Raw genomic sequence first — 19,447 nt, forward strand, 5'->3', positions numbered from 1 at the left:
CCACGTCTTGGGACGGCCGCCCGGCACAAAAGGCGTGGATGCCCGGCACGAGGCCGGGCATGACGAAGCGTTTTCTTAGAGGTCGAGAACGAGACGCGCCGGATCCTCAAGCGCTTCCTTGACGCGCACGAGGAAGGTCACGGCTTCCTTGCCGTCGACGATGCGGTGATCGTAGGAGAGCGCGAGATACATCATCGGGCGGATGACGATCTGGCCGTTCTTCACCACCGGGCGCTCCTCAATGCGGTGCATGCCGAGAATGCCCGACTGCGGTGCGTTGAGGATCGGGGTGGAGAGCAGCGAACCGTAGATGCCGCCGTTGGTGATGGTGAAGGTGCCGCCCTGCATCTCGTCGATGGAGAGCTTGCCGTCACGGGCGCGCTTGCCGAAATCGGAGATGGTCTTCTCGATGCCGGCGACCGAGAGCAGATCCGCATCGCGCACTACGGGAACCACGAGGCCCTTCTCGGTGCCGACCGCGATGCCGATGTGGTAGTAGTTCTTGTAGACGAGATCGGTGCCGTCGATCTCGGCGTTGACCGCCGGGATGTCCTTCAGCGCCTGGATCACCGCCTTGGTGAAGAAGCCCATGAAGCCGAGCTTGGTGCCGTGCTTCTTCTCGAAGACGTCCTTGTACTGGCTACGCAGATTCATCACCGCACTCATGTCCACGTCGTTGAACGTGGTGAGCATGGCGGCGGTGTTCTGCGCGTCCTTGAGGCGACGCGCGATGGTCTGGCGCAGCTTCGTCATCTTCACGCGCTCTTCGCGCCCGGCATCGGCCGGCGCGGAGGGAGCGCGAACCTGAACCGGAGCGCTCGGAGCCGCAGCGGCGGCAGCGCCGCCCGCGATGGCGGCGAGCATGTCGCCCTTGGTCACGCGGCCATCCTTGCCGGTGCCGGCGACGGCAGCCGGGGAGACGCCGCTTTCAGCCGCGAGACGGCCGACCGCTGGGCCGGGCTCCTTGGCGGCAGCTGGAGCGGCGGCAGGCGCAGGCGCTGCAGCAGGAGCAGCCTTCGGCGCTTCCGCCTTGGGAGCCGGAGCTGCAGCGGCAGCGCCGCCTTCGATCACCGAGCCGAGCAGCGCGCCAGGGGTCACCGTCTCGCCGTCCTTGGCGACGATGTCGCCGAGGGTGCCCGCGGCGGGGGCATTGACCTCAAGGGTCACCTTGTCGGTCTCGAGCTCCAGCACGGGCTCGTCGGCCTTCACGGGGTCGCCGGGCTTCTTGAACCAGCGGCCGATGGTGGCCTCTGAAACGGATTCGCCAAGGGTGGGTACGCGGATTTCGGTCGCCATGATCGTCTTGATGTTCTGGGCCCAAAGGCCGGTGAAAAGGAAACGTTTGACCTTCGCGGCGCTTTAAGCCGCGAAAGCCTCGTCAAGGAAAGCTTGCAGTTGCGCCTGGTGCTTGGACATCAAGCCCGTCGCGGTGGCGGCGGAGGCGGGGCGGCCCACATAGCGCGGACGATCCACCTTGGAGCCTGCGGTCTTGAGCACCCACTCGAGATAGGGCTCGACGAAGGTCCAGGAGCCCATGTTCTTGGGTTCTTCCTGGCACCACACCACATCCGCCTTCTTGAAGCGGGCGAGTTCCGCCGCCAGCGACTTCGCCGGGAACGGGTAGAGCTGCTCGACGCGCATCAGGTAAACGTCATCGATCCCACGCTTCTCGCGCTCCTCGTAGAGGTCGTAGAAGACCTTGCCGGAGCAGATCACGACGCGGCGGATCTTGTCGTCCTTCACGAGCTTCACGCTGTCGCCGAGGCGCTGCGCGTCGTCCTGCAGAACGCGGTGGAACGAGGTTCCTTCCGAGATCGCCGAAAGCGACGACACGGCGCGCTTGTGGCGCAGGAGCGACTTCGGCGTCATCAGGATCAGCGGCTTGCGGAACTCGCGCTTCAGCTGACGGCGCAGGATGTGGAAGTAGTTCGACGGCGTCGTGCAGTTCGCGACCTGCATGTTGTCCTCGGCGCACATCTGCAGCCAGCGCTCGAGGCGGGCGGAGGAATGCTCCGGTCCCTGACCTTCATAGCCGTGCGGCAGGAGGCAGACGAGGCCCGACATGCGCAGCCACTTGCGCTCGCCCGACGAGATGAACTGGTCGAACACCACCTGTGCGCCGTTGGCGAAATCGCCGAACTGCGCTTCCCATAGCGTCAGCGCGTTGGGCTCGGAGAGGGTGTAGCCATACTCGAAGCCGAGCACCGCCTCTTCCGAAAGCATCGAGTTGATGACCTCGTAGCGAGCCTGGTTCTCGGAGATGTGGTTGAGGTTCGTATAGCGTTCCTCGTTCTCCTGATCGGTGAGAACCGAGTGGCGCTGCGAGAAGGTGCCGCGCTCGCAATCCTGACCGGAGAGACGCACGCGGTGGCCTTCGACGAGGAGCGAACCGAAGGCGAGCGCTTCCGCCATCGCCCAATCGATGCCCTCGCCCGTTTCCATCATCTTCTTGCGGTTGTCGAGGAAGCGCTGGATCGTGCGGTGAAGGTGGAAGCCTTCCGGAATGGTGGTGAGCGCCTTCGCGATGTTCTGCAAGGTCGCCACCGAAACGCCGGTCTGGCCACGGCGCGGATCGTCCTGATCCTCACGCACGGCCTTGAGGCCGGCCCAGCGACCGTCGAGCCAATCGGCCTTGTTGGGCTTGTAGTTGGAGGCGATGTCGAATTCCGCGTCGAGCTTCGAGCGCCAGGAGTTCTTCATCTCCTCCACCTCGGCCTCGGTGACGACGCCTTCGGAGAGAAGCTTCTTGGAATAGATCTCCAGGATCGAGGGATGCGAGCGGATCTTGCGGTACATGAGCGGCTGTGTGAACGCCGGCTCATCGCCCTCGTTGTGGCCAAAGCGGCGATAGCAGAACATGTCCACCACCACAGGCTTCTGGAACTTCTGACGATACTCGGTCGCGACTTTGGCCGCGAACACCACCGCCTCCGGATCGTCGCCGTTCACATGGAAGATCGGCGCTTCGACCATCTTCGCCACATCCGACGGATAGGGCGAGGAACGCGAGAAGCGCGGATCGGTGGTGAAGCCGATCTGGTTGTTGATGATGAAGTGGATCGAGCCGCCCGTGCGATGCCCGCGCAGGCCCGACAGGCCGAGGCATTCCGCCACCACGCCCTGACCGGCGAAAGCGGCATCGCCGTGAATGAGCAGCGGCATCACCGCCGTGCGGTTGTCCGCCGTGCAGCCATGCTGATCCTGCTTGGCGCGCACCTTGCCGAGCACCACCGGATCGACGATCTCGAGGTGCGAGGGGTTTGCGGTCAGCGACAGGTGGACGTTGTTATCGTCGAAGGTGCGATCGCTCGAAGCGCCGAGATGGTACTTCACGTCGCCCGAGCCTTCCACGTCGTCAGGGGCGAACGAGCCGCCCTTGAACTCGTGGAACAACGCGCGGTGCGGCTTGCCCATCACCTGGGTCAGCACGTTGAGGCGGCCGCGGTGGGCCATGCCGAACACGATTTCCTGACAGCCGAGATTGCCACCGCGCTTGATGATCTGTTCCAGCGCCGGAATGAGCGACTCGCTGCCGTCCAAGCCGAAACGCTTGGTGCCGGTGTATTTCAGATCGAGAAACTTCTCGAAGCCTTCCGCCTCGACGATCTTGTTGAGGATGGCGCGCTTGCCTTCCTTCGTGAAGGTGATCTCCTTATCGGGACCTTCGATACGCTCCTGGATCCAGGCCTTCTCGACCGGATCGGAGATGTGCATGAACTCGACGCCGAGCGTCTGGCAATACGTGCGCTCGAGAATGGCGACGATCTCGCGGATGGTGCCGAATTCGAGGCCGAGCACGTTATCGAGGAAAATCTTGCGGTCCCAATCGGCTTCCGTGAAACCGTAATGGGACGGGTGCAGCTCCTCGTCGCTCGGACGCGGGTTGATGTCGAGCGGGTCGAGCTTGGCGTGAAGGTGGCCGCGCACGCGATAGGCGCGGATCAGCATGATCGCGCGCACGGAATCGCGGGTCGATTGCAGCACCTGTTCGGGGCTGATCTCGGCGCCCTTGGCGGTAGCCTTCGCCTTGATCTTGTCGCCGACGGCCTTTTCGACCTGAGCCCAGTTACCGTCGAGCGCCGAGACGAGTTCGCCGTTCGCCGGAATCGGCCAGTTCGGCTTTTCCCAGGACGCCCCGCGCGCATTGGCCAGAACCGCCTGCTTGTCGTCTTTCAGCGCGCCGAAGAACGCCTGCCACTCGGCATCGACCGAGGCGGGGTTTTCCTCATAGCGGGCGTAGAGATCCTCAATGTAGGACGCATTCGCCCCGTAGAGGAAAGCGGTGTTGAGAAACTTCTCGTTGGCGTCTTGGCGGGACATGGCAATACTCGATCCAATTATACGAAACGGCCGCCCCAGCCTTCCGGGGCGGCCCGTGTGGCTTTATCGGCCTTTGAGAACCTCAACCAAGGTTTTTCCAAGGCGCGCCGGAGACGGCGACACGCGGATGCCTGCGGCCTCCATGGCGGAGATCTTGTCTTCCGCGCCGCCCTTGCCGCCGGAGATGATCGCGCCGGCATGGCCCATGCGGCGTCCGGGGGGAGCCGTGCGGCCCGCAATGAAGCCGACCATCGGCTTCTTGCGGCCCTTCCTGGCTTCGCGGGCGATGAACTCGGCCGCCTCTTCTTCCGCCGAGCCGCCGATCTCGCCGATCATGACGATCGACTCGGTCTTCGGGTCGGAAAGGAACATGTCGAGCACGTCGATGAACTCGGTGCCCTTGACCGGATCGCCGCCGATGCCGACCGCCGTCGTCTGGCCGAGGCCCTCGTTGGTGGTCTGGAACACCGCCTCATAGGTCAGCGTGCCGGAGCGCGACACGATGCCGACCGAGCCGGGCTTGAAGATGTTGGCCGGCATGATGCCGATCTTCGATTCGCCCGCCGTCACGATGCCGGGGCAGTTCGGCCCGATGAGCCGCGACTTCGAGCCTTCAAGCGCGCGCTTCACGCGCACCATGTCGAGCACCGGAATGCCTTCCGTGATGCAGACGATGAGCGGGATTTCCGCCTGGATCGCCTCGCAGATCGCATCCGCCGCGCCCGGAGGCGGAACGTACACGACGGACGCATCGGCGCCGGTCTTCTCACGCGCTTCCATGACCGTGTCGAACACGGGCAGGTTCAGGTGCGTCGAGCCGCCTTTGCCGGGCGAGGTGCCACCGACCATCTTGGTGCCGTAGGCGATGGCCTGCTCGGAGTGGAAGGTCCCGTTCTTGCCGGTGAAGCCCTGGCAGATGACCTTGGTGTTCTTGTCGATGAGAATGGACATCTGAAGCCTCTTACTTTCCGCCGCGAACCGCGTTCACGATCTTCTGCGCCGCGTCGTCGAGATCGTCTGCCGGAATCACGTTGAGGCCGGATTCGCGGATGATCTTCTTGCCCTCTTCGACGTTCGTGCCTTCAAGGCGAACGACGAGCGGAACCTGGAGGCCGACGGCCTTCACCGCCGCGAGCACGCCGCGGGCGATGACGTCGCACTTCATGATGCCGCCGAAGATGTTGACGAGGATGCCCTTCACCTGCGGGTCGGCGGTGATGATCTTGAACGCCGCCGTCACCTTCTCTTCCGATGCGCCGCCGCCGACATCGAGGAAGTTCGCCGGCTCTTCGCCATAGAGCTTGATGATGTCGAGCGTCGCCATCGCGAGGCCCGCGCCGTTGACCATGCAGCCGATGGTGCCGTCCAGCGCGATATAGGCGAGGTCGAACTTCGAGGCTTCGATTTCCTTCGCGTCTTCTTCCGTGATGTCGCGCAGTTCGACGATCTCAGGATGACGGTAGAGCGAGTTCGAGTCGAAGGAGATCTTCGCGTCGAGGCACTTGAGGTGCCCGTCCTTGGTGACGATGAGCGGGTTGATCTCGAGCATCTCCATGTCCTTCGCGATGAAGGCCTTGTAGAGCTTCGCAACCACGTCTTCCGCTTCCTTGGCGAGCGAGCCGGTGAGGCCGAGCGCCTTCGCCACGGTACGGCCGTGGTGAGGCATCACGCCGGTCGCGGGGTCGACGGAGAAGGTGAGGATCTTTTCAGGCGTGTCGTGCGCGACCTGCTCGATGTCCATGCCGCCTTCGGTTGAGACGACGAAAGCGACGCGGCCCGTGGCGCGGTCGACGAGCATGGAGAGATAAAGCTCGCGCTCGATGTCCGAGCCGTCTTCGATGTAAAGGCGGTTGACCTGCTTGCCCGCTTCACCGGTCTGGATCGTGACCAGCGTGTTGCCGAGCATCTGCTGCGCGAACTGCTTGACCTCGTCGACGGACTTGGCGAGACGCACGCCGCCTTTTTCGCCGGCAGCGGCTTCCTTGAACTTGCCCTTGCCGCGACCGCCCGCATGGATCTGGGACTTCACGACCCAGAGCGGACCGCCGAGCTTCTTGGCGGCAGCTTCCGCCTCGGCGGCGGAAAAGATGGCGACGCCGTTGGAGACGGGCAGGCCGAACTCCTTCAGGACGGCTTTGCCTTGGTATTCATGGATATTCATGTGTTTTTCTCTCCGTCATGCCCTGGCTTGGCCCGGGCATCCACGCCTGTTGCGGCGTGGCGGTTGAAGACGTGGATGGCCGGGACGGGCCCGGCCATGACGCGTTTGGCTTACTTCAGAGCCGGGTTGATCTCTTTGCAGGCGTCGACAAGGCCCTGCACGGAGGCGACCGACTTGTCGAACATCGCCTTTTCCTCGGCGGTGAACGACACTTCGACGACGCGCTCCACGCCCTTCGCGCCGATCACGATCGGAACGCCGACGAACATGTCCTTGATGCCGTACTGGCCATTGAGATGCGCGGCGCAGGGCAGAACGCGCTTCTTGTCGCGCAGATAGCTCTCGGCCATCGCAATCGCGGAAGCGGCGGGTGCGTAGAAGGCGGAGCCCGTCTTGAGCAGGTTGACGATCTCGCCGCCGCCCTTGCGGGTGCGCTCGACCATCGCGTCGAGCTTGGCCTGCGTCGTCCAACCCATCTTGACGAGGTCGGGCAGCGGAACGCCGGCGACGGTGGAGTAGCGCGTCAGCGGCACCATGTCGTCGCCGTGGCCGCCGAGCACGAAGGCGGTGACGTCTTCCACCGACACGTTGAACTCTTCCGCGAGGAAGTGGCGGAAGCGGGCCGAGTCGAGCACGCCGGCCATGCCGACGATCTTCTCCGGCTTCAGGCCCGAGAACTTCTGGAGCGCCCACACCATCGCGTCGAGCGGGTTGGTGATGCAGATGACGAAGGCGTTCGGGGCATATTGCTTGATGCCGTTGCCGACCGCTTCCATGACCTTGAGGTTGATGCCGAGCAGGTCGTCACGGCTCATGCCGGGCTTGCGCGGCACGCCGGCGGTCACGATGATGACGTCCGCGCCCGCAATGTCGGCATAATCGTTCGCGCCCTTGTACTTGGCATCGAAGCCGTCGACCGGGGCAGATTCGGCGATGTCGAGACCTTTGCCCTGGGGGATACCTTCCGCAATATCGAACAAAACGACGTCGCCGAGTTCCTTCAAGCCGACGAGATGAGCGAGAGTGCCGCCGATCTGGCCAGCGCCGATGAGCGCGATCTTATGACGAGCCATGTGGAAATCCTTGGTTGGGCAAGGCAGGGCGCCTTGGGATGGGCGCGTCTTTGACTCAGAAATAGGGACGCTTCAAGCCAACAAAACGTTAAGCGGCAAGCCGTTCAGGCTCGGAGCCGAGCGCAATGGCGGGCCCTCTGGAAAACAAGCTATATTTTACAATGATTTAAGGCCGGGAGGCGGCTCATGAATTTCATGTTACAAAATTTTAAATCTGTAACTAAAGCTACAGGATGCCCCGTTCGAGGGTCCTCAGAACCACCCGGCTCATGGCCGCGAGGCGGCTGTCCAGAACGGCTTGCGGCATCTCCGCATCGAGCCTCACGGCAAGCGGGTTGATGAAGCGATAGACCGCATCGCCGATGAAGGATAAGGCCCGCTCGCGGTCCCTCGGGTCGAACTTGCCGGTCACCACCCCTTCGTCCAGCACCCGCTCGATCAGCTGCCGCACTCGCGCCCGGTGCTTGCGGACGAGGAGTTGGGATTTCTCGGTGACGGTGCAATAGACGTCGAAAAGGTGCCGGTTCTCGGTCAAAAGGTCCCGGTGCGTGCGCGCCCAGGCCTGAATGAGGCGCTCCAGCTTGTCGTCGGCAGGGTCCGGCGCATCGGCGATGCCGGCGATCGTGACCTCGAGCTCTTTCAGCCATTGGGCGACGACCGCGTTGATGAGCTCCGCCTTGGAGGGAAAGTAGCGGTAGACGTTGGCGTGGGTCATCCCCGCCGCCTGCGCGACGCTGACCACGGTGACGCTCCGCGCGCCGCCATGCCGCAATTGCTCGGCGGCGATGTTCAGGAGGTGCATATCCACCGGCACCGAATGGCGGATGTTCTTCATGGGTCCAGGCCTGATGCGGGCTCAATCGTGAACCCCGGCTTTGCCGAGACCGCGCTCTGATGGATTGAACCGGCGCGCGATCTTTCCGGGCCAACCGTTACCACCCTGCCATGCCCTGCGCTAGGCGCGTGGCCGCTTGACGGGCCCTTGCGCGACCTCGACATATACGGGGCGGGGCGCAAGGCGCCCCCGCTTCTCATGTCAGGACTCCCCGTGGTCAAACCGCCGAGAAAGCGCCGCTCCATCGCCAGCCTGCTCGGTCCGGGCCTCGTCACAGGAGCAGCGGATGACGATCCGAGCGGCATTGCGACCTATTCGCAGACGGGGGCGCAGACGGGTTTCGGCCTGTTGTGGACGGTCTTCCTGACAACGCCGTTCATGGTAGCGATCCAGACCATCAGCGCCCGCATCGGCGCCATCACGGGGCGAGGCATCGTCGCCAATGCCAGGACGATCTATCCGCGCAGCCTGGTGGTCGTGCTGGTCGCGCTGTTGTGCGGGGCGAACATTATCAACATCGCCGCCGACCTCGCGGCGATGGGGCAAGCCGTCGAAATGCTCGTCGGCGGGCCCGTCCATGTCTACTCCGCTGTTCTTGGCCTGTTTTGCCTGCTGCTTGAGGTTTTCGTGTCCTACCGGCGCTATGCGCCCTACCTCAAGTTTCTGACCCTCGCCCTCTTCGCTTATGTCGCCGCTGCGTTCAGCATCGGCGTTCCGTGGGGCGAGGTGCTGCGCGAGACGTTCCTGCCGCGCTTCTCGACCGATGCGAATTACTGGTTCCTCGTCGTCGCGATCCTCGGCACGACGATCAGCCCCTACCTGTTCTTCTGGCAGGCCGCCGAGGAGGTGGAGGAGGAGAACATCAAGAAGCTGAAGAGCTTCGATCACTCACGTAAACGAGCACAGGCCAAGCTGCGGGCGATCAGCATCGACACCTGGATCGGGATGATCTTCTCCAACTCCGTCGCCTTCTTCATCATCGTCACGACCGCCGCCACACTCCACAAGAGCGGCGTCACCGACATTCAGACCGCCTCGCAGGCCGCCGAGGCGCTGCGCCCCATCGCGGGGCCGTTCACGTTCTTCGTCTTCGCCGCGGGCATCATCGGCACGGGGTTGCTCGCGGTTCCCGTTCTCGCAGGCTCCGCCGCCTACGCGGTCGCCGATGCCTTCGGCTGGCGCAACAGCCTCGAATTGAGCCTGCTTGAAGCGCGTGGCTTCTACTTCATCCTCGGCTGCGCGACACTTCTCGGCATCGCGCTCACCTTCTCCTCCATCGACCCGATCAAGCTGCTGCTCTGGAGCGCCGTTATCAACGGCATCGCGGCGGTGCCGATCATGGCGCTGATGATGGGGATCATCACCAGCAAGAAGGTTCTTGGACGTTACACCGCCAAGCCTTGGCTCGCCTGGGCGGGATGGGGCGCGACGGCGCTGATGGGGCTGACAGTGCTCGCCCTTCTCCTCAGCCTGTTCCTGCCCTGAAGCATTTTCAAGAAAAGTGGACGCCACTTTTCGTGAAATGCGTTTGCCCTGACCTTTCAGGTCTCGACCAGCCCGGTGCTCTGGCCGGTGCTGGCGGAATCCGGCGGCCCATGCGGTAGCGCCAGATATTCCTCCGAACGCATTTCGATCAGCCGCGACACGGTGCGGTCGAACTCGAACGCCTCACGCCCCTCATCCGCGACATAGAGTTCCGTCACCTCCGTCTCGGCGGAGGCGAGAAGCTTCACATGCGCATCGTAGAGCCCATCGATGAGGATGATGAGGCGCTTGGCCTCGTTGCGCCGCTCGTAAGTGAGCCGGGGAATATCCTCGAGGATAACCGTGTCGAACTGCTCGGCGATGGCGAGATAGTCGGACGCGCCGAGCGGCTTCGAGCAGAGATCGGGAAAACGAAAGCGCGCCACGCCGCCCGCCGCTTCCGGCACCTCGACCTCATGCCCCTTCACGGTGAGCGTCACCGGCGCGCCCTTCGCGCGGCCCGTGAGTCGCAGGAACGCCTGATCGAGGGCATGGCGCGAAGCCGCATCGGCGGGCGCGTAGAAGACAGGCGCGCCCGCAAGCTTCTCAAGCCGGAAATCGGTGCGGGAATCGAGGCGCAGCACGTCCATCCGCTGCTGCAGAAGCGCGATGAACGGCAGAAAGAGCGTACGGTTGAGACCGCCTTCATAAAGCCGCTGCGGCTCCACGTTCGATGTCGCCACAACCACGACGCCATACTCGAACAACACCGTGAAGAGACGCCCGAGGATCATCGCATCGGCGATGTCGGTCACGGTGAACTCGTCGAAGCAGAGCACCCAGGCTTCCTGCGCGAGCGCGTCCGCCACGGGCCTGATCGGATCGTCGCCTTTGACCTTGCCTTCCTTCAGCTTCTGTCGCCAGACGTGAATGCGCTCATGCACGTCGGCCATGAAGGCGTGGAAATGCACCCGGCGCTTGCGCACCACCGGCAGCGCCGCGAAGAACAGATCCATGAGCATGGTCTTGCCGCGCCCGACCGAACCCCAGACATAGAGTCCCTTGGGAGGTGGCGGTGGATTGCGCTTGCCGAAGAAGCGCCCGAGCGCGCTGGGGCGGCGGGCGATGCGGTGCTCGGACAAGACCGATACCAGCGCATCGAGTTTTCCGATCAGCGCTACCTGCGCCGGATCGCGCTCGATGGCGCCGGAGGCGACAAGCGCCTCATAGCGGGCCGAGACGGTTTCGGAAGAAAGGGAAGCGGTATCGTTCACGGCTTGAACGGATACTCCCCTCGCTTGAGAAGAGCAATCCAGCCGGGATTGCTCTCTCCCTCATCTTGAGAGCCTGTTTGGAAATGCAGACCTCATCCTGAGGGGCAGGCTTCAGCCTGTCTCGAAGGAGGTTCCAGAGAACACTGGAGACGCCTCGCCCTTCGAGACGGCGCTGACACGCCTCCTCAGGGTGAAGCGGCGCGGCGAGCCTTCGTTATCGCGACAGCGACAGGGGAGCGCCGGACTTGGTGAGCGCCCCGCTCAGCGCGCTCGACGATCCGCGCAGGCGCGCGGCGACCGCGCCGCCTGTCTGGTAGAGATAGATCTCGCCGTCGCGGTAATCCCAGGCGTTCACCTTCGAAAGGTCCTGGTTAGAGCAGCCCGAGGTCGAGGCGCGATAGAGATCGAGGGAGGGCGAACTCGACAATTGCACCTTGCAGGTGCCTGCCGCCTCCCGCGCCGTCCACGCGCCGACGAGAGACGTGCGGCTCGCGGGCGCGGCCGGAGCCGACGCTTGCGGCGGCAGGGAGGCAATCTCCGAGGGCGCGCCGGGAGTCGCAGGAGCCGGCGTCATGATGGGCGCACCCGCGGCAGGCGAAAGCGGCTGGCTCTCGATCGGCGGCAGGGGTGCGGTTTCAACGGGGCCGGACGGAACGGCTTCGACAGGCGCGGGCGCTGCGGCAGCGCGGATCGGGCCGCCGCCGAACCGTGACGACGAACAAGCGCCGAGCGCCAAGGCCGCGCACAGTGTCACGCCCATCATCGAAATCGACCGTGTCATCGTCATCCCCGTCATGCTTGACCGTAGAGAAAGGGGAAATGCGGAGCTTGTCTCTCCGTTCCCGACTTATCCCCTGAACCGGTATGAATGAATACCTGAATGGGACATGACCCCACACCGACCCGCCCGCACTGGCAACGAAAAAAGGCGCCCAGTGGGCGCCTTTTTGAAAGAGTGTGGCGCATGCGCCTCAGACGAGGCGCTCGACCATCATCTTCTTGATCTCGGCGATGGCCTTCGCCGGATTCAGGCCCTTCGGGCAGGTATTGGCGCAGTTCATGATGGTGTGGCAGCGATAGAGCTTGAACGGATCGTGCAAGGCATCGAGACGCTCGCCCGTCGATTCGTCGCGGCTGTCGATGAGCCAGCGATAGGCCTGGAGCAAGGCCGCCGGACCAAGGAACTTGTCGCCGTTCCACCAATAGCTCGGGCAGGAGGTGGAGCAGCAGGCGCACAGAATGCACTCGTAAAGGCCATCGAGCTTTTGCCGGTCTTCCGGCGTCTGCCGCCATTCCTTCTCGGGTTCCGGCGATTGCGTTTGAAGCCACGGCTCGACGGCGGCGTGCTGCGCGTAGAACTGCGTGAGATCCGGCACCAGATCCTTCACCACCGGCATGTGCGGCAGCGGGTAGATCTTCACCGTGTCGGACTCGCACTCGTCGATGCCGAGCGTACAGGCCAGCGTGTTCTGCCCCATGATGTTCATGGCGCAGGACCCGCAGATGCCTTCGCGGCAGGAGCGGCGGAAGGTCAGGGTCGAGTCGACGTTGTTCTTGATCCAGATGAGCGCATCCAGAACCATCGGCCCGCAATCGTCGCGGTCGACATAATAGGTGTCGATCTTCGGGTTCTGCCCGTCCTCCGGGTTCCAACGATAGATGCGGAACGCCGTGACATTCGAACCGGCCGGCTTCGGCCAGCTCTTGCCTTCGGTGTAGCGGGAGTTCTTGGGGAGGTTGAATTCGGCCATTTCAGGCGTCCCATCTTTCAGGAGATTGAGAACAGATCATCGCGGACCGCCAGTCACAGGGTTCGCCGTGCGAAGAAGGTATGCGATGCGAACGCGGTATCGTTCGGCATGTTGTCCTCCTGCACTTCGATCAGGTTGAAATTGTATTTGCGCATCAGCTCATAGACCCGCCGTTGCGGCAGCAGGTGCATCTCCATGTCCCGATGCGTGTTCTTGCTGTAATCCGCGAAATTGAACGCGTAGCCCTCGCGGTATGTGGGGATCTGGAACAGGAGATAGCCGCCGGGATTGGCCTTTGCCATGACGCGTTCAAGCAAGGCGTCGATGATCGGCGGCGGGCTGTGCTGCAGGGCGATGGCCGAATAGAAAAGATCGAAGCCCGGCAACTTCTCGACATCGTCCACATGCGCAAGGCGCACGAAGCGAGCGTTGCCGAGGCCCTTCTTTTCGAAATAGCGCTGAGCAATGGCAAGGTGTGCCGCCGAAACATCGGCACCGATCACTTCCGGGAAGGCGGCCGCGAGCTGCGACGTGACGCGGCCGACGCCGCAGCCGAGTTCCAGCACCGTCTTGATCGCGCCGATATCCTCGCCGTTCCGCTCGAAATAGGTGCGGATCATCCGCAGCTCCAGGACGGCGGTGGCGTAGAACTCGTCCTCCGATTCCTGAATATGCTCTTGCTTGAACTTCTCGTCGGTGACGACGGACCAATGCGGCTCCGTCTCGCCGAATTGTCCCCACGTCGCGGCGACCTCTGCCAACATCTGATCGCGTTGCGCAGGTAAAATATCGAGGTCGAGTTTCATGCCCGGCCCATAAAGATGGCGCCCGACTCGCACGACGTTGGCGTGGAACTGCCCCAGCTCGAGTTTTGACCGGAATTCCTTTCCGGACATGAACTCTTGACGCAGGGTCTCGAGATTTTCCGCCTGCATCCAGCCTTTCACGACGTCTTCGTTCTCGGGCTCGCGCCCGAGAAGAAGACGGTAGGCTGAGACAACTTCGTCACGACCGATCATGGGACCTCAGAAGAGCTGATCGTTGACCATCACAGGCTTAGTACACGCGAGCCTTCGGCTCGATGTACTGGATCTCGTTCGACATCGTGTAGGTGTGCACCGGGCGGTAATCGAGCGCCACCTTGTGGGTGGTGTCGTCGATGGAGGCCAGCGTGTGCTTCATCCAGGTCTTGTCGTCGCGCTCGGGGAAGTCCTCGCGGGCGTGTGCGCCGCGCGATTCCTGACGGTTGAGCGCGCCTTCCATCGTCACGACGGCCTGGCCGATGAGGTTGTCGAATTCCAGCGTCTCGATGAGATCCGAATTCCAGATCAGCGAGCGGTCCGTGACCTTGATGTCGGAGGCCGCGTTCCAGACCTTGTGGATGAGCTCCTTGCCCTCGGCCAGCACTTCGCCGGTGCGGAACACCGCGCAGTTGTTCTGCATGGTCTTCTGCATCTGGAGGCGCAGGTCCGCCGTCGGCGTCGAGCCGTTGGCATAACGGAACTTGTCGAGGCGCGAGAGCGCAAGCTCGTCCGCGCCCTTCGGCAGGTCGGAGTGCTTCGCGTTCGGCGTGAGGATCTCGGCGCAGCGCTGGCCTGCCGCGCGGCCGAACACCACGAGATCGATGAGCGAGTTGGAGCCGAGACGGTTCGCACCGTGCACGGACACGCAAGCCGCTTCGCCGAGCGCCATCAGGCCCGGCACCACCGTGTCCGGGTTGCCGTCCTTCAGGGTGAGCACTTCGCCGTGATAGTTCGTGGGGATGCCGCCCATGTTGTAGTGCACGGTCGGCAGAACCGGGATCGGCTCCTTCGTCACGTCGACGCCCGCGAAAATCTTCGCGCTTTCCGAGATGCCGGGCAGGCGCTCGTGCAGGATCTTGGGATCGAGGTGATCGAGGTGGAGGAAGATGTGATCCTTGTTCTTGCCGACGCCGCGGCCGGCGCGGATCTCCATCGTCATCGAGCGGGAGACGACGTCACGCGAGGCAAGATCCTTCGCGGACGGCGCGTAGCGCTCCATGAAGCGCTCGCCTTCCGAGTTCGTGAGGTAGCCGCCCTCGCCGCGTGCGCCTTCGGTGATGAGGCAGCCCGCGCCGTAGATGCCGGTGGGGTGGAACTGCACGAACTCCATGTCCTGCAGCGGCAGCCCTGCGCGCAGCACCATCGCGTTGCCGTCGCCCGTGCAGGTATGCGCCGAGGTCGCGGAGAAATACGCGCGGCCATAACCGCCCGTCGCGAGAATGGTCATGTGCGCGCGGAAGCGGTGAAGCTCACCCGTCGCCATGTCGAGCGCGATGATGCCGAGGCAGCGGCCGTCCTCGCTCATCATCAGGTCGAGCGCGAAATACTCGATGAAAAAGTTCGTCTGGTTGCGGACGGCCTGGCCGTAGAGCGTGTGCAGGATCGCGTGGCCCGTGCGGTCGGCGGCGGCGCAGGTACGCTGCGCGGTGCCCTTGCCGAACTCGGTCGTCATGCCGCCGAAGGGGCGCTGGTAGATCTTGCCCTCTTCGGTGCGCGAGAACGGCACGCCCCAGTGCTCCAGCTCGTAGACGGCGGCGGGCGCGTTGCGCACAAGATACTCGATGGCGTCCTGATCGCCGAGCCAGTCCGACCCCTTCACGGTGTCGTACATGTGCCAGCGCCAGTCATCCGGCCCCATGTTGCCGAGGGAGGCGGAGATGCCGCCCTGCGCCGCGACCGTGTGCGAGCGGGTCGGGAAAACCTTGGTCACGCAGGCGGTGCGAAGACCGGCCTGGCTGCAGCCGACCGTGGCGCGCAATCCTGCGCCGCCCGCGCCGACGACCACCACGTCGAAGGTGTGATCGATGACCTTGTAGGCTTTGCCGTTGGTTCCTTGGGCCATGATGAAAGTTCCCTTGCGCATGACCGCCCGAGCAACACGGGGCCGGCCATGCAAGACTTCAGAAAAGAAAACCGCTGGTCCCGCTCTTGGAGCGGGGCCGGAGCTTAGAGCAGGATCCGCCCGAGGCTGACCTTGAGAATGGCGAAGACACAGGCGGCTCCGATAACCGCCGTGTAAAAGTTGTTCGCCACCACCGCGACGATCCGCCAGCCGTTGTCCTGGACATAATCCTCGATGATGACCTGCATGCCGAGGCGCATGTGGTTGACGACCGAGATCACCGCGAGAAGCAGGATGATCGCGATGAGCGGATGCGAGACGATGGCGAGCGCCCGCGCGTAGTTCGAGCCCGCGAGCGCGGCGACGATGATGACGAAGGCGATGAGGAGCGGCACGTTCGCCACCGCCGTCAAGCGCTGCACCCACCAATGCTCCACCCCGTGACCGGCGGCGCCGAGGCCCTTCACGCGGGAGAGCGGCGTGCGCATGGAAACGTTCTTGTCGGCCATGACTCTCTCCTTAGAAGAACGTGAAGGCGACGACCCAGATCGCAAGCGTCAGCGCGACCGAGGCGATGAGGGTGAAGCGGGCCATGCCGATGCGCTGCTCGCGCTCCATGCCGTAGCCGAGATCCCAGATGAAATGGCGGATGCCGCCAAGCATGTGGTGCATGAGCACCCAGGTGTAGCCGAACAGGATCAGCAGCCCGAGGGGCGAACCGAAGAACCACTGCACGGCGTTGAAGACGCGCGGCCCGGCGGCCAGCGCCACCAGCCAGATCGCGAACAGCGCGATGCCGAAATAAAGGGCCGTTCCCGTGGCGCGGTGGAACACCGACATCGCCATCGTCCAGGTCCAGCGGTAGATCTGCAGATGCGGGGAAAGGGGCCGCGGGGTCGATTTCGCCTCGGACATGGCGTTCGCTCCAGGTCGGCGACAGGAATTGTCGCCCGTAATTTAGAATGGTTCCTATCCAATGCGCGGTAACACTGCAATCCGGCTTCCGCAAGAGACGGTTACAAACTTAAGACTTCGTAACCCGCGAAGTGTGCACCCTCTTCACCAAAAGAACAATTTGTCATATTTCTCGCCAGCCTTCGCGAATGACGAAGGGAGACTTATGCTTTTCGATCTGACAGACCTGAGCCTGTTCCGCCATGTCGTGGAGGCGGGCAGCATCACCCACGGGGCGGCGAGGGCCAATCTCGCGCTGGCCGCCGCGAGCACGCGCATCCGCAACATGGAGAAGTCGCTCGGCTCGGCGCTTCTCACCCGCACCCGCCAGGGCATCACCCCGACGCCCGCCGGGCGCACCCTTCTCCAGCACGCCCGCGCCATGCTGACCCAGGCCGAGCGCCTGCGGGAGGATTTGAGCTCCTATTCCGGCGGACTGGCGGGCCAGATCCGCATTCTCTCCAACACCAATGCGCTCACCGAGTTCCTGCCCGAGGCGCTGGGCTCTTTTCTCGCTCGGCACCCGCAGGTGAGCATCGATCTGGAGGAGCGCCTGAGTGACGAGATCGTCGGCCTGATCGCCGAAGGCGTCGGCGATATCGGCATCGTGGCGGGCACCGTCGATACGGGCAGCCTCGAGACCTACCCGTTCCGCAGCGACCGGTTCGTCCTCGTCGTGCCGCGCGGCCACGCCCTCGCGCAGAACGACAGCATCGCCTTCGCCGAGGTGATGGCCCACGATTTCGTCGGCCTCGACCGCGCCAGCGCCCTGCAACGCTTCCTCACCGACAAGGCCGCCCGCATCGGCAAACCTTTGCGCCTGCGCGTGCAACTGCGGAGCTTCGATGCGGTGTGCCGCATGGTGGAAGCCGGCGTCGGCCTCGGCATCGTGCCGGAAACCACGGCCCGCCGCGCCGCCCGCACCATGTCCATCGTGACCATCGCCCTGCAGGACCCCTGGGCCGCGCGGGACCTGACATTATGCGTGCGCTCCCGCGAGGCGCTGACCGCGACGGCGGGAGAACTGGTCGAGCATTTGCGAGGGAAGGCTTGAACCCAGACTGCCGAAAGAATGGACATCCATTCCGTGCTGCTATTACATTCATCGATAAAGGTGGGATGGATGAATAGCGCTCAGAATGTAAAACTAATCAGAGTTTCTTTTTTTCTGATCGCAACTCTCATTGTTTTGCCTGTCCTAGCGGTACCGTCCTTGGTCGTTTTGCTACAGCTCAATGAGCTTCTGGAAGAGACCGGGATTTGTTTGACAGGGAAGAAAATAGAATCGCACGATGAGGCTCTCGTTTTCGCGAAAACGGTTCTCAACTGGGAGAATTATTTCGAGGAAGCTGGCTTTCAACGCCCTCAAGACTACGTGTCGGCTATTGAAGCCAAACCAAACTGCTGTTCTGTTTCATATGGCCAGCGTTTATTTGAAGACGCCGGTCAGGGCTGGCATGTCTCGTTTAATGCCACACATCTGAAGAATAGATTTCTTCATGAAATAGAGTTCAGTCGCTGCGGAGGGGTTACTTACGACGGCGGCATGTCGCTAACCGGCGTGAACTGAGATCGACACCTCCGGGCGATCCCGCCGCCGCAAAATCAGGCTGCCGCGTGATGGTGGAGGCGGCCAGCCACCCGCCTCCTCATATTTCCACAAACGCAAGGTCCTCACTCATCCCTTGATGAAGGCGAGGAGGTCCGCGTTCACATCGTCCTTCTGCGTCGTGCACATGCCGTGCGAGCCGCCCTTGTAGATCTTGAGCTGCGCGCCCTTCACGAGCTTGGAGGACAACATGGCGGAGGCCACGATGGGCACGATCTGGTCGTCATCGCCGTGCAAGATCAGGGTCGGCACGTCAATCTTCTTGAGGTCTTCCGTCAAATCCGTTTCGGAAAATGCCTTGATGCAGAAGTAGGAAGCAGGAAAGCCCGCCATCATGCCCTGCAGCCAGAAGGAATTGCGCACGCCTTCCGATACCTTCGCGCCGGGCCGGTTGTAGCCGTAGAACGGCATCGTCAGATCCTTGAAGAACTGCGAGCGGTCGGCGAGCACACCGGCGCGGATCTGGTCGAAAGCCTCCATCGGCGTTCCTTCCGGATTGGCCGGCGTCTTGAGCATGAGCGGCGGCACCGCGCCGATGAGCATGGCCTTGGCGACGCGGCTCGTGCCGTGGCGGCCGATGTAACGCGCAACCTCGCCGCCGCCGGTGGAATGCCCGACATGAATCGCGTCCTTCAGGTCGAGCTGCCGCACGAGCTCGGCGAGATCGTCGGCATAAGTATCCATGTCGTTGCCCTGCCACGGCTGGCTGGAACGTCCATGCCCACGCCGGTCATGCGCGATGCAGCGATAGCCGTGCGAGGCCAGAAAGAACATCTGGTCCTCGAACGCGTCCGCGCTCAAGGGCCAACCGTGGCTGAACACCACCGGCTGTCCCTGCCCCCAATCGTTGTAATAGATTTTCGTGCCGTCCCTGGTCGTGATCCTGCTCATGAAAAGCTCTCCGTGCTCCAAGCGAAAGCCGCCACGATCCCGTGGCAGCAGCAGCGCAGTCGACGATGAAAGAATGGGCTGCGCGAGCAGCCCTACCCGCTCATATGGATCAGCAAACTTCGCCGGGGAGAGCGCAACGGCAGATTGCTCAATCTTCCTGCACATCCGCTGAGCCACGCGGTTCCCGCTTCTTTCGCTCCTGCCCTAAACTTCACCGCATGGCGCATCTGGGCGACTGTGCAAGTCGAGC

At 63.2% G+C, this 19,447-nt stretch carries 17 protein-coding genes; 3 read left to right on the forward strand and 14 right to left on the reverse strand.

The annotated features are described in order from the left end of the window. Nucleotides 1-75: 75 nt before the first annotated feature. From odhB to DQW91_RS01250, 6 genes are all read right to left on the reverse strand, one after another. Nucleotides 76-1,296 carry a 2-oxoglutarate dehydrogenase complex dihydrolipoyllysine-residue succinyltransferase gene (gene odhB / locus DQW91_RS01225; RefSeq protein ID WP_112661761.1) on the reverse strand — a complete coding sequence of 407 codons (1,221 nt, stop codon included), beginning with the start codon at nt 1,294-1,296 and terminating at the stop codon, nt 76-78. Between the two features lie 63 nt (nt 1,297-1,359). Beyond that, nucleotides 1,360-4,320, reverse strand: coding sequence for a 2-oxoglutarate dehydrogenase E1 component (locus DQW91_RS01230; protein WP_112661762.1), 2,961 nt, complete (start codon nt 4,318-4,320; stop codon nt 1,360-1,362). Between the two features lie 63 nt (nt 4,321-4,383). Then, nucleotides 4,384-5,271: a succinate--CoA ligase subunit alpha gene (gene sucD, locus DQW91_RS01235; protein WP_112661763.1), complete on the reverse strand. Its 888-nt coding sequence runs from the start codon at nt 5,269-5,271 to the stop codon at nt 4,384-4,386. 10 nt (nt 5,272-5,281) lie between these two features. Next, nucleotides 5,282-6,481 (reverse strand): ADP-forming succinate--CoA ligase subunit beta, encoded by a 1,200-nt coding sequence (gene sucC / locus DQW91_RS01240; protein ID WP_112661764.1) that lies wholly within the window; start codon nt 6,479-6,481, stop codon nt 5,282-5,284. 110 nt (nt 6,482-6,591) lie between these two features. Further along, nucleotides 6,592-7,554, reverse strand: coding sequence for a malate dehydrogenase (gene mdh, locus DQW91_RS01245; protein WP_112661765.1), 963 nt, complete (start codon nt 7,552-7,554; stop codon nt 6,592-6,594). Nucleotides 7,555-7,780: 226 nt separating this feature from the next. Then, nucleotides 7,781-8,389: a TetR/AcrR family transcriptional regulator gene (locus DQW91_RS01250; protein ID WP_245410858.1), complete on the reverse strand. Its 609-nt coding sequence runs from the start codon at nt 8,387-8,389 to the stop codon at nt 7,781-7,783. 198 nt (nt 8,390-8,587) lie between these two features. Between DQW91_RS01250 and DQW91_RS01255 the strand changes: the two genes are divergently transcribed. After that, nucleotides 8,588-9,874: an Nramp family divalent metal transporter gene (locus DQW91_RS01255; protein ID WP_198411744.1), complete on the forward strand. Its 1,287-nt coding sequence runs from the start codon at nt 8,588-8,590 to the stop codon at nt 9,872-9,874. Nucleotides 9,875-9,930: 56 nt separating this feature from the next. On the opposite strand, the gene zapE is transcribed toward DQW91_RS01255, so the two are convergent. From zapE to sdhC, 7 genes are all read right to left on the reverse strand, one after another. Further along, the gene (zapE, locus tag DQW91_RS01260) at nt 9,931-11,127 is read right to left on the reverse strand and encodes a cell division protein ZapE (RefSeq protein ID WP_112661766.1); all 1,197 of its coding nucleotides are present in this window, start codon (nt 11,125-11,127) and stop codon (nt 9,931-9,933) included. A 214-nt stretch (nt 11,128-11,341) separates the two neighbouring features. Continuing rightward, nucleotides 11,342-11,908, reverse strand: coding sequence for an AprI/Inh family metalloprotease inhibitor (locus DQW91_RS01265; protein WP_245410859.1), 567 nt, complete (start codon nt 11,906-11,908; stop codon nt 11,342-11,344). Between the two features lie 190 nt (nt 11,909-12,098). Then, the gene (locus DQW91_RS01270) at nt 12,099-12,878 is read right to left on the reverse strand and encodes a succinate dehydrogenase iron-sulfur subunit (RefSeq protein ID WP_112661768.1); all 780 of its coding nucleotides are present in this window, start codon (nt 12,876-12,878) and stop codon (nt 12,099-12,101) included. A 53-nt stretch (nt 12,879-12,931) separates the two neighbouring features. Beyond that, nucleotides 12,932-13,897 carry a class I SAM-dependent methyltransferase gene (locus DQW91_RS01275; RefSeq protein WP_112661769.1) on the reverse strand — a complete coding sequence of 322 codons (966 nt, stop codon included), beginning with the start codon at nt 13,895-13,897 and terminating at the stop codon, nt 12,932-12,934. A gap of 37 nt (nt 13,898-13,934) precedes the next feature. Continuing rightward, nucleotides 13,935-15,746, reverse strand: a complete 1,812-nt coding sequence (gene sdhA, locus DQW91_RS01280; protein WP_112662395.1) for a succinate dehydrogenase flavoprotein subunit — start codon at nt 15,744-15,746, stop codon at nt 13,935-13,937. A 101-nt stretch (nt 15,747-15,847) separates the two neighbouring features. Continuing rightward, nucleotides 15,848-16,252: a succinate dehydrogenase, hydrophobic membrane anchor protein gene (gene sdhD / locus DQW91_RS01285; RefSeq protein ID WP_112661770.1), complete on the reverse strand. Its 405-nt coding sequence runs from the start codon at nt 16,250-16,252 to the stop codon at nt 15,848-15,850. 10 nt (nt 16,253-16,262) lie between these two features. Next, nucleotides 16,263-16,658, reverse strand: a complete 396-nt coding sequence (sdhC, locus tag DQW91_RS01290; RefSeq protein WP_112661771.1) for a succinate dehydrogenase, cytochrome b556 subunit — start codon at nt 16,656-16,658, stop codon at nt 16,263-16,265. Nucleotides 16,659-16,863: 205 nt separating this feature from the next. Here sdhC and DQW91_RS01295 point away from each other — a divergent pair, with 205 nt between their 5' ends. Together DQW91_RS01295 and DQW91_RS01300 are read left to right on the forward strand one after the other, a co-directional pair. Further along, the gene (locus DQW91_RS01295) at nt 16,864-17,751 is read left to right on the forward strand and encodes a LysR substrate-binding domain-containing protein (protein WP_112661772.1); all 888 of its coding nucleotides are present in this window, start codon (nt 16,864-16,866) and stop codon (nt 17,749-17,751) included. Nucleotides 17,752-17,820: 69 nt separating this feature from the next. Next, the gene (locus tag DQW91_RS01300) at nt 17,821-18,267 is read left to right on the forward strand and encodes a hypothetical protein (protein ID WP_157961295.1); all 447 of its coding nucleotides are present in this window, start codon (nt 17,821-17,823) and stop codon (nt 18,265-18,267) included. A gap of 108 nt (nt 18,268-18,375) precedes the next feature. On the opposite strand, the gene DQW91_RS01305 is transcribed toward DQW91_RS01300, so the two are convergent. After that, nucleotides 18,376-19,197: an alpha/beta fold hydrolase gene (locus DQW91_RS01305; RefSeq protein ID WP_112662396.1), complete on the reverse strand. Its 822-nt coding sequence runs from the start codon at nt 19,195-19,197 to the stop codon at nt 18,376-18,378. Nucleotides 19,198-19,447 lie beyond the last annotated feature (250 nt).

Source organism: Microvirga flavescens (genome assembly GCF_003290125.1).
GTDB lineage: Bacteria > Pseudomonadota > Alphaproteobacteria > Rhizobiales > Beijerinckiaceae > Microvirga > Microvirga flavescens.

Bases quoted from the DNA above. Each gene is read 5' to 3' on its own strand.
- mdh (WP_112661765.1), bottom strand. From the start codon at position 7,554: ATGGCTCGTCATAAGATCGCGCTCATCGGCGCTGGCCAGATCGGCGGC.
- DQW91_RS01250 (WP_245410858.1), bottom strand. From the start codon at position 8,389: ATGAAGAACATCCGCCATTCGGTGCCGGTGGATATGCACCTCCTGAAC.
- sucC (WP_112661764.1), bottom strand. From the start codon at position 6,481: ATGAATATCCATGAATACCAAGGCAAAGCCGTCCTGAAGGAGTTCGGC.
- DQW91_RS01275 (WP_112661769.1), bottom strand. From the start codon at position 13,897: ATGATCGGTCGTGACGAAGTTGTCTCAGCCTACCGTCTTCTTCTCGGG.
- sdhD (WP_112661770.1), bottom strand. From the start codon at position 16,252: ATGGCCGACAAGAACGTTTCCATGCGCACGCCGCTCTCCCGCGTGAAG.
- DQW91_RS01300 (WP_157961295.1), top strand. From the start codon at position 17,821: ATGAATAGCGCTCAGAATGTAAAACTAATCAGAGTTTCTTTTTTTCTG.
- DQW91_RS01255 (WP_198411744.1), top strand. From the start codon at position 8,588: ATGTCAGGACTCCCCGTGGTCAAACCGCCGAGAAAGCGCCGCTCCATC.
- DQW91_RS01295 (WP_112661772.1), top strand. From the start codon at position 16,864: ATGCTTTTCGATCTGACAGACCTGAGCCTGTTCCGCCATGTCGTGGAG.
- DQW91_RS01230 (WP_112661762.1), bottom strand. From the start codon at position 4,320: ATGTCCCGCCAAGACGCCAACGAGAAGTTTCTCAACACCGCTTTCCTC.
- sucD (WP_112661763.1), bottom strand. From the start codon at position 5,271: ATGTCCATTCTCATCGACAAGAACACCAAGGTCATCTGCCAGGGCTTC.
- odhB (WP_112661761.1), bottom strand. From the start codon at position 1,296: ATGGCGACCGAAATCCGCGTACCCACCCTTGGCGAATCCGTTTCAGAG.
- DQW91_RS01270 (WP_112661768.1), bottom strand. From the start codon at position 12,878: ATGGCCGAATTCAACCTCCCCAAGAACTCCCGCTACACCGAAGGCAAG.
- sdhC (WP_112661771.1), bottom strand. From the start codon at position 16,658: ATGTCCGAGGCGAAATCGACCCCGCGGCCCCTTTCCCCGCATCTGCAG.
- DQW91_RS01265 (WP_245410859.1), bottom strand. From the start codon at position 11,908: ATGACACGGTCGATTTCGATGATGGGCGTGACACTGTGCGCGGCCTTG.
- DQW91_RS01305 (WP_112662396.1), bottom strand. From the start codon at position 19,197: ATGAGCAGGATCACGACCAGGGACGGCACGAAAATCTATTACAACGAT.